Origin of the sequence: Pedobacter sp. (assembly GCF_035566355.1) — a bacterium.
In the GTDB taxonomy this organism is placed as follows: domain Bacteria; phylum Bacteroidota; class Bacteroidia; order Sphingobacteriales; family Sphingobacteriaceae; genus Pedobacter.
In genome coordinates this window covers 1-7,186 of record NZ_DATMRL010000430.1, presented here as the reverse complement: position 1 = coordinate 7,186, position 7,186 = coordinate 1, and the positions used below count along the sequence as shown (strand labels likewise).

The 7,186-nt window shown below is 42.4% G+C and carries 7 protein-coding genes; 3 read left to right on the top strand and 4 right to left on the bottom strand.

Going from position 1 to position 7,186, the window contains the following annotated elements:
* From VNZ46_RS16615 to VNZ46_RS16605, 3 genes are all read left to right on the top strand, one after another.
* Nucleotides 1-184: hypothetical protein (locus VNZ46_RS16615; protein WP_325561181.1), on the top strand; the 184-nt coding region annotated here is incomplete at its 5' end.
* A 10-nt stretch (nt 185-194) separates the two neighbouring features.
* Complete coding sequence (locus VNZ46_RS16610; RefSeq protein ID WP_325561180.1) at nt 195-1,862, top strand: HAMP domain-containing sensor histidine kinase; 1,668 nt, start codon at nt 195-197, stop codon at nt 1,860-1,862.
* A gap of 5 nt (nt 1,863-1,867) precedes the next feature.
* A complete protein-coding gene (locus tag VNZ46_RS16605) occupies nt 1,868-2,557 on the top strand; it encodes a response regulator transcription factor (protein WP_325561179.1) in 690 nt (229 codons plus the stop codon).
* Here the strand turns inward: VNZ46_RS16605 and VNZ46_RS16600 are convergent, their stop codons facing one another.
* From VNZ46_RS16600 to VNZ46_RS16585, 4 genes are all read right to left on the bottom strand, one after another.
* A complete protein-coding gene (locus VNZ46_RS16600; RefSeq protein WP_325561178.1) occupies nt 2,558-3,811 on the bottom strand; it encodes a metallophosphoesterase in 1,254 nt (417 codons plus the stop codon). It lies immediately after the preceding gene.
* A 2-nt stretch (nt 3,812-3,813) separates the two neighbouring features.
* The gene (locus VNZ46_RS16595) at nt 3,814-5,304 is read right to left on the bottom strand and encodes a sigma 54-interacting transcriptional regulator (protein WP_325561177.1); all 1,491 of its coding nucleotides are present in this window, start codon (nt 5,302-5,304) and stop codon (nt 3,814-3,816) included.
* Between the two features lie 14 nt (nt 5,305-5,318).
* Nucleotides 5,319-6,410, bottom strand: a complete 1,092-nt coding sequence (locus tag VNZ46_RS16590) for a vWA domain-containing protein (protein WP_108550572.1) — start codon at nt 6,408-6,410, stop codon at nt 5,319-5,321.
* A gap of 68 nt (nt 6,411-6,478) precedes the next feature.
* Nucleotides 6,479-7,186: PfkB family carbohydrate kinase (locus VNZ46_RS16585; RefSeq protein ID WP_325561176.1), on the bottom strand; the 708-nt coding region annotated here is incomplete at its 5' end.

Here is a 7,186-nt window from a genome sequence, read left to right as displayed (position 1 = left end):
TAAAGACAAACGGATCAATTCGGGAGAGGTAATGCAATTTGCAAAAGAGCTGAAAAAGAGAAATGTAAATGTAACTTACTTCGAAAAGCCGAATGGTGATTTTCAGCAAAATACGGGAGCAGACCGGCAAAAATATTATACAGCTCTGGAAAAGTTTTTAGAAGTAAATTTGAAAAGGAAGTAAGACTAGAGGAATGGCCTCAGACACGAAAAGCGGTTACCGCAAAAACTTTTTATTGATTGTTACCTTTATCATTTTGATTTCGGTCCTGTTTGTCCTGTCTCTGTTTCTTGCCTATAATTTCAGTAAAAAGTTTATCGAAAATGAGTTTGTTTCTGAAAAGGTCAAGGTGTTGGAAGAGAGCATCAAGCCTTATAATGATTTCTTCCAGAACAAGCTTCCGGAGGTTTCCTATTATAACGGTTATCTCGATTCGGCAACTACCTCTAAATTTGTGGATACCTTGTTGCTGGAATATCCTTTTGTTTCCAAGGTTATCTTTTATGATGCAGAGATTGCGAATCATCCTGTAAAAGACGGGTTAAATACGGGGCATTTTTCTTTTGGGCCTAAGTATATTTACCAGTTCGGGAGCCTGATCCCTCAAGATTCCATCAAGGTCTTTTCAAGAGACCATCCGCATACTTTCAGGCGGGGAGATGACTTTAACGCATTGGGGATCAAGGTGATTTCCTATATAGAGAATCTGGATACAGCCAGAGTGCCAACGCAGGATGAGTTGTTCAGTAACTTTAGCATTGTACGTTCCAATAAGATCACCTATATGAACTTCCCGCGGACAGAAGATTTGAAAGTCTACAAACAGATGCTTCGCAAGACCTTGGATCCAGCTCCGGTCTACCAGCAGGATATGCTGTCTTTTTATCTGGATCCTTATAAGATCAGGATTATTAATTCCAGACCAAAGCTCTATCAGAATGTCCGGATTGAACCCCTGACCTATGACCCGCTGGAAACCTCTTCCGACTTTTTGGATACAGAGATTACCCTGCCCGGCCCCTTTTCTGATTTCAAACTTTACTTTAGCTCGGCTAAATCTTTTGTAGACCGGGAAATCCTCAGTTATTTCCTGCCTATTGCTTTTATTATCCTGGTTTTTTACGGTATTCTGGTTTTGGTGGCTTTTCTGATTTACAGGAACCTGAATGTTAACCACCGGATGTTTAAACTGCAATATGATTTTGTGAACAACCTGACACATGAGTTTAAAACACCTGTAAGCGTAATAAAGATTGCAGGAAACAACATTAAGAGTGCTGCTTCGTTAACAGACAGGGAACTGAAAATGTATGGAAGAATCCTGGATGAAGAAGCCGATAAGCTGAACGGATTGATGAACAAGCTGCTGGCCTTTACTCAGATTGAAAATAAGGCCATTCAACTCAACCAGGAAAAGGTAAACATGAGGGATTTTATAGAAAGTACTATAGAGTCCCATCAGTTGAAACACCCGGACTTTGAATTTACTTTTGAAGTCTCTGGTTTCACCAGTTTTACAACAGATCCGGTATTGCTGGGCAGTTTGTTCGATAATTTGGCAGAGAATGCCTATAAATATTCTCCTCCGGACCGAAAAAAATTGCATATTACTGCCAGACTGATCAAGAACCGGGTAGTTTTCAGGTTTGCAGACCATGGAATAGGTATTCCCGCTTCTCAGATCGGGGATATTTTTAAGAAGTTCTACAGGATACAGAACCAGTATAACCAAAATGGAAGCGTTGGGCTTGGCTTGGCTTTCTGTAAGGAACTTGTTAACTTTATGAAAGGAGAGATCAGTGTGAGGAGTAAGGTCAATAAAGGAACGGAGTTTAAAATTGTACTACCATTTAATGATTAAAATACATGTCTAAAGGAATTAAAATACTAATAGTAGAGGATGATGAGAATTTAAGGTTCTTAGTTGTACACCGTTTAAAATCTGAAGGATATGAAGTTCTTGAGGTGGGCGATGGAGAGACCGCAGAAAAGACGATCCTGGCAGAAAAGCCTGATATCGTACTGCTGGACTGGATGTTGCCGGGTAAACAAGGCGCAGAGGTTTGTGAAGAAGTGAGAAAACAGGGCTTTGATAACCTGATCATCATGATGACCGCAAAGGCCCAGGATATAGATAAAATAGATGCCTATAATTTTGGGGCATCAGATTATGTAACCAAGCCTTTTAATATGGATGTACTGGTGGCCATGCTGGACAGTAAGGTGAAATTCCTGCTCAATAATGACCGGTCTGAAATTCATCGCTTTGGCGACATGGAGCATCATCCAAATATCCATACCTTGTACCGTCAGGGACGTAAAATTGAGCTGACGATACTGGAGAACAGGATATTACTTTATTTCTTGCGTAATCCAAATAAGGTGATCAACCGTGATGAATTGATGCTGGTGGTGTGGGGTTATAACTCTGATGTGAATACCCGTACCCTGGATATGCATATTGTAAGGTTGCGTAAGAAAATAGAAATTAACCCGGATAACCCGCAACTGTTGATTACAGTTCGTGGTGTAGGATATCGTTTTAATGCGGGCTAGTTAAGCCCGCTTTAATTCAAATATGGTGATCTCCGGTAAGATACCAACCCTGCCGGGGTATCCCAGAAAGCCATAGCCTACATTGACATACAATTGCTGGTTCTTTTCCTGGTAAAGACCGGCCCATTCTTTATAAATGTATTGGATAGGACTCCATTGAAATTCTTTTGTTCTTACTCCAAACTGCATACCATGGGTATGGCCGCTGAACATAGCATCGATTTGAGGGTATTTTTCGAGTACTTCTGCACGCCAGTGTGAGGGATCATGGGAAAGTAACAATTTAACAGGCAGGTCATCTGTATCTTTAACCGCCAGATCCATTCGGCCGTATTTAGGAAAGCGTCCCATGCCCCAGTTCTCAATTCCCAATATTCCAATCTCTTCTCCGTCAACTTTCAGTCTGCGGTGTTCATTCATCAATAAATCCCAGCCCATCACTTTATGGGTTTCAATTACATCTTTAAGATTTTTCGCCTTTGCAGCAGAAGGACCGCGTCCAAAATGATAATCGCCATAATCATGGTTTCCCAGGGAAGAATATACACCCAATGGTGCATGAACCTTGCTGAAAATATCCTGATAATCGCGCATTTCAGTGGCCATATCGTTTACCAGATCGCCGGTAAAAAAGATGAAATCAGGTTTTTCCCCCAACAGCATCTCCACGCCGCCTTTTACGGCTTTGTGATTGTAAAAGCTGCCGGAATGGATATCAGAAATCTGGCCCATCTTAATCCCATCAAATGCCTTGGGCAAATTAGGCAATAGGAGTTTTACTCTTTTTATCTTATAGTCATAGGCCCCGGAAACAATACCCCAGCTTAACGAGGTTAAGGGAACCGCCGCTACAACCAGGCCCGCTTTAACGAGAAAAGATGATCGGCTAATGGGCTCACCAACAGCCGGGGTAGCGGGTGTTGGTTCTATTGGCTTCTTGATCTTTCGGACCAGCAGGACAACCAGTCTGCGCAAATCATCAACCACCAGAAAAGGGATCAATACGATCTTGCAGGCCACGGTCAGGAAGTAAGCCACCAGGATAATGGCCCGGATAGAGAGAAACAGGTTCATGAAAATGCCGCAGAAAACCCCGAGGGTTAGCAAAAGGGTATAAGACCACCAAATCAGCGCAAACCTTTTCCGGGTTGCCGGTTTCCATTTTTTGAATACAGAAAGGATGGCTTTGTAGCAATAATAATCCAGTGCCAGCATCAGCACGGTAATCAGTAGCAATGAAGGTAAACGTCCCATAATTATCTGAAATCTATATCGTCATCATCAAGATCTCCGCTGAATAAACTGTCAAACATATCAGAAAAGCCAAATCCTCCTTCCAGATAATTTTTATTCAACTGAGAATACTCAGCCAGGCCATGAAGAACAAATTCCATCAGCAAGAGTGTTTGATTTGCACTAAGCTTGGGGTGAAACTGCTTTACAAGGTCGTTCAGACCATTTACTTTCATCAACTCTTTTTTGTACTGTGCATCGCTGAGGCTGTCGGAGATGTCTAAGGTATTGCCTTCAGTAAACCACTCGGTGATGGGTTCGTACACATTTGCTTTTTTGCTCTTTTTTGCTTTTTCCGGGTCAGGAAAGTAACGGGCAAATAAAGTCTTGATGGATTTCCCGATCAGGATATTGGCCACCTTCGCTGGTCCCTCCAGTTCTCCTTCATAAACCAGTTCAATTTTTCCAGTTACTGCCGGGATAATGCCTGTCAGGTCTGAAAGTCTGACAAAGGTCTTTTTTTCTCCGTTAATCAGCATTCTCCGCTCGGCTGTACTGATCAGATTTTCATAAGCAGAAATAGTCAAACGAGCAGATACTCCTGATTTTTGATCAATAAATTCACTTTTACGCGCCTCAAATGCCACTTGTTCTACCAGGTCTTTTACCAGTCCGTCTGCTTCAATCAGTTTGCGCTGTTCTTCTGTAAGTTTAGCTTCCTGGAAAGTGATCTTCCTGGAGATGCCAATACTCTTGGGATAATGGGTCAGAATCTGACTTTCTATCCGGTCTTTTAAAGGCGTAACAATAGAACCTCTGTTGGTGTAATCTTCCGGATTGGCGGTGAAAACAAATTGTACGTCCAAAGGTAGTCTCAGTTTAAAACCCCGGATCTGAATGTCCTTTTCCTGGAGCATATTAAATAAGGCCACCTGAATTCTCGCCTGTAGGTCTGGTAGTTCATTGATGACAAAGATGCTGCGGTGGGCCCTTGGAATCAGTCCAAAATGGATCACACGTTCATCATTATAGGTCAGTTTCAGTGTAGCAGCTTTAATTGGATCCACATCTCCAATCAGATCGGCCACGGTTACATCAGGTGTTGCTAGTTTTTCAGTATAGCGTTCTGAGCGGTGTTGCCAGCTGATGGGCGTATTGTCGCCATGGATGGAAATTTCATGTTTAGCATACCAGGAAATCGGGTTCAATGGATCATCAAAGATTTCACTTCCGCTTACATAAGGAATGTATTCATCCAGCAGGTTAACCATTAAACGGGCAATCCGTGTCTTTGCCTGTCCGCGAAGACCGAGCAGTAAAATATTATGACGGGATAAGATCGCAGTTTGGAGTTCTGGGATAACCGTTTCATCATAGCCCAGTATACCCTCAAATCCGGCATCTTTTTTCTGTAGTTGTTCGATCAGATTTTTTCTTAATTCGTCCTTAACGGGTAAGGAAATATATTTAGAGGCTTTCAGGTCTCCAAGTGTTTTTATTTGCTTATAGTCCATATATGTCTAAGTCCTTAACGAACTGTTTTTCTTCTGTTTTTAATATAATCTTCAAATATATATTCCCCAAGGCCATTCAGAGAGCTGTAAAAAGCTCTGCCTCCGTTTATTTGGGTAAATTCCCTTACAAATTGCTGCAAATAAGGGTCTTGTGCAATCATAAAAGTGGTAATAGGAATTTTTAACCTTTTGCACTGAGCGGCCATATTTAGTGTTTTTCCAATTACTTTTCGGTCCAGCCCCATACTGTTCTTGTAATAACGTCCATTCTCTTTAAGGCAGGTAGGCTTGCCATCTGTGATCATGAAGATCTGCTTATTGTGCGTTTTTCTTCTTCGAAGAAGATCTGCAGCAAGTTCCAGGCCGGCAAATGTATTGGTGTGGTAGGGGCCAACCTGTAAATAAGGAAGGTCTTTTACGGTGATCGGCCAGGCATCATTGCCAAATACTACGATATCTAAAGTATCCTTTGGGTACCTGGTTTTGATGAGCTCTGCGAGTGCCATGGCTACTTTCTTTGCAGGGGTAATGCGGTCTTCCCCATATAGGATCATGGAATGGGAGATATCAATCATCAATACTGTAGAAGTTAAAGTTTTGTAGTCCTTTTCTTCCACCTCAAGATCACGTTCTGTAAGCGTGAAGTTGCTGATGCCATGATTGATCTGCGCGTTCTGGATAGAAGTGGTCATGTCAATCTGATCCAGGCTATCCCCAAAGGCAAATTCCCTGCGGTCCGCATTTTTTTCTTCTCCTATGCCTGATATATTGCTGTTGTGGTTTCCCTTTCCTGCTTTTTTTAATTTTCCAAAGATTTCCTCCAGGGCAGATTTGCGAATGGTTTGTTCCGTCTTGGCGGTAATCTTGGTTTCTCCGTTTTCTTCATTGATATAGCCTTTTTGTTTCAGGTCTTCAATGAAGTCGCCCATGGCATAATCATTATTGGTGAATTTGTACTGTTTATCCAGTTCATTCATCCACGATAAAGCTTCCCCGGCATCACCAGCAGTATAATTGAGCAATTGAGTAAATAGTTTCAGTAATTCCTCGAAACCACCTTTAGGTAAGTCATCGGGTGTAAAGTTCGAAAATTGGTAACCCCTCATATCTTCTTATTAACGAATTACCGAAGATAAAAGTTTGAAACTGAACTATTTTAAGGTATTTGTCATTTTTAGGAGCGGAACAATCCGGAAATGGCTTCGTTATATTCCGGATTTGCCCCGGTTCGCGAAGCTACATAAGCACCAACCCTGCAAGCCCTGTCCAGAATGGTTTCTATCGGATAGCCCTGGAGCATACTGCTCACATAGGTGGCCAGAAAAGCATCGCCTGCGCCAACTGTATCTGCAACTTGTACCGGGTAGCCCTTATGCCTGTAGAGTTTGCCTTCCTGCCAAACCATAGCCCCTTTATCGCCCAGTGTTACACAGATGGTACTGATATTGAAGATGCGGGAGAGCTGTTTACAGAGTTGTTTCTGGTCTGTGCTTTGAAGCTGCAGTTCCTTTTTCAGATGGTCCAGTTCATCCTCGTTTATTTTGAGAAGATCGGCAGCCTTTAATAGATGTTTTAAGGTTTCTAGCTGAAAATGCGGCGGTCGCAGATTAATGTCCATCACATTGAACTTGCTGTGCTGCAACAACTGATAGATCACCGAACGACTTTTCTCGTGGCGGCAGGTCAGGCTGCAATAGACAAAAGCATCGGCTTGCTTAACGCTTTCCAGGTTCTCTTCTGTTAGCGTGATATCGTCCCAGGCTACAGGTTCAACAATGGTGTAGGTGGCCTGTTGCTGTGCATCAAGGCTCACCTGAACGGTACTGGTTGGAAGTACCGGGTGTGTTTGAATAAGTGATACCGGGTGATGGTGATCTTCCAG

What these genes read in the sequence shown, in the direction of transcription:
- VNZ46_RS16600 (WP_325561178.1), bottom strand. Translation starts at nt 3,811, where the DNA reads ATGGGACGTTTACCTTCATTGCTACTGATTACCGTGCTGATGCTGGCA.
- VNZ46_RS16595 (WP_325561177.1), bottom strand. Translation starts at nt 5,304, where the DNA reads ATGGACTATAAGCAAATAAAAACACTTGGAGACCTGAAAGCCTCTAAA.
- VNZ46_RS16610 (WP_325561180.1), top strand. Translation starts at nt 195, where the DNA reads ATGGCCTCAGACACGAAAAGCGGTTACCGCAAAAACTTTTTATTGATT.
- VNZ46_RS16590 (WP_108550572.1), bottom strand. Translation starts at nt 6,410, where the DNA reads ATGAGGGGTTACCAATTTTCGAACTTTACACCCGATGACTTACCTAAA.
- VNZ46_RS16605 (WP_325561179.1), top strand. Translation starts at nt 1,868, where the DNA reads ATGTCTAAAGGAATTAAAATACTAATAGTAGAGGATGATGAGAATTTA.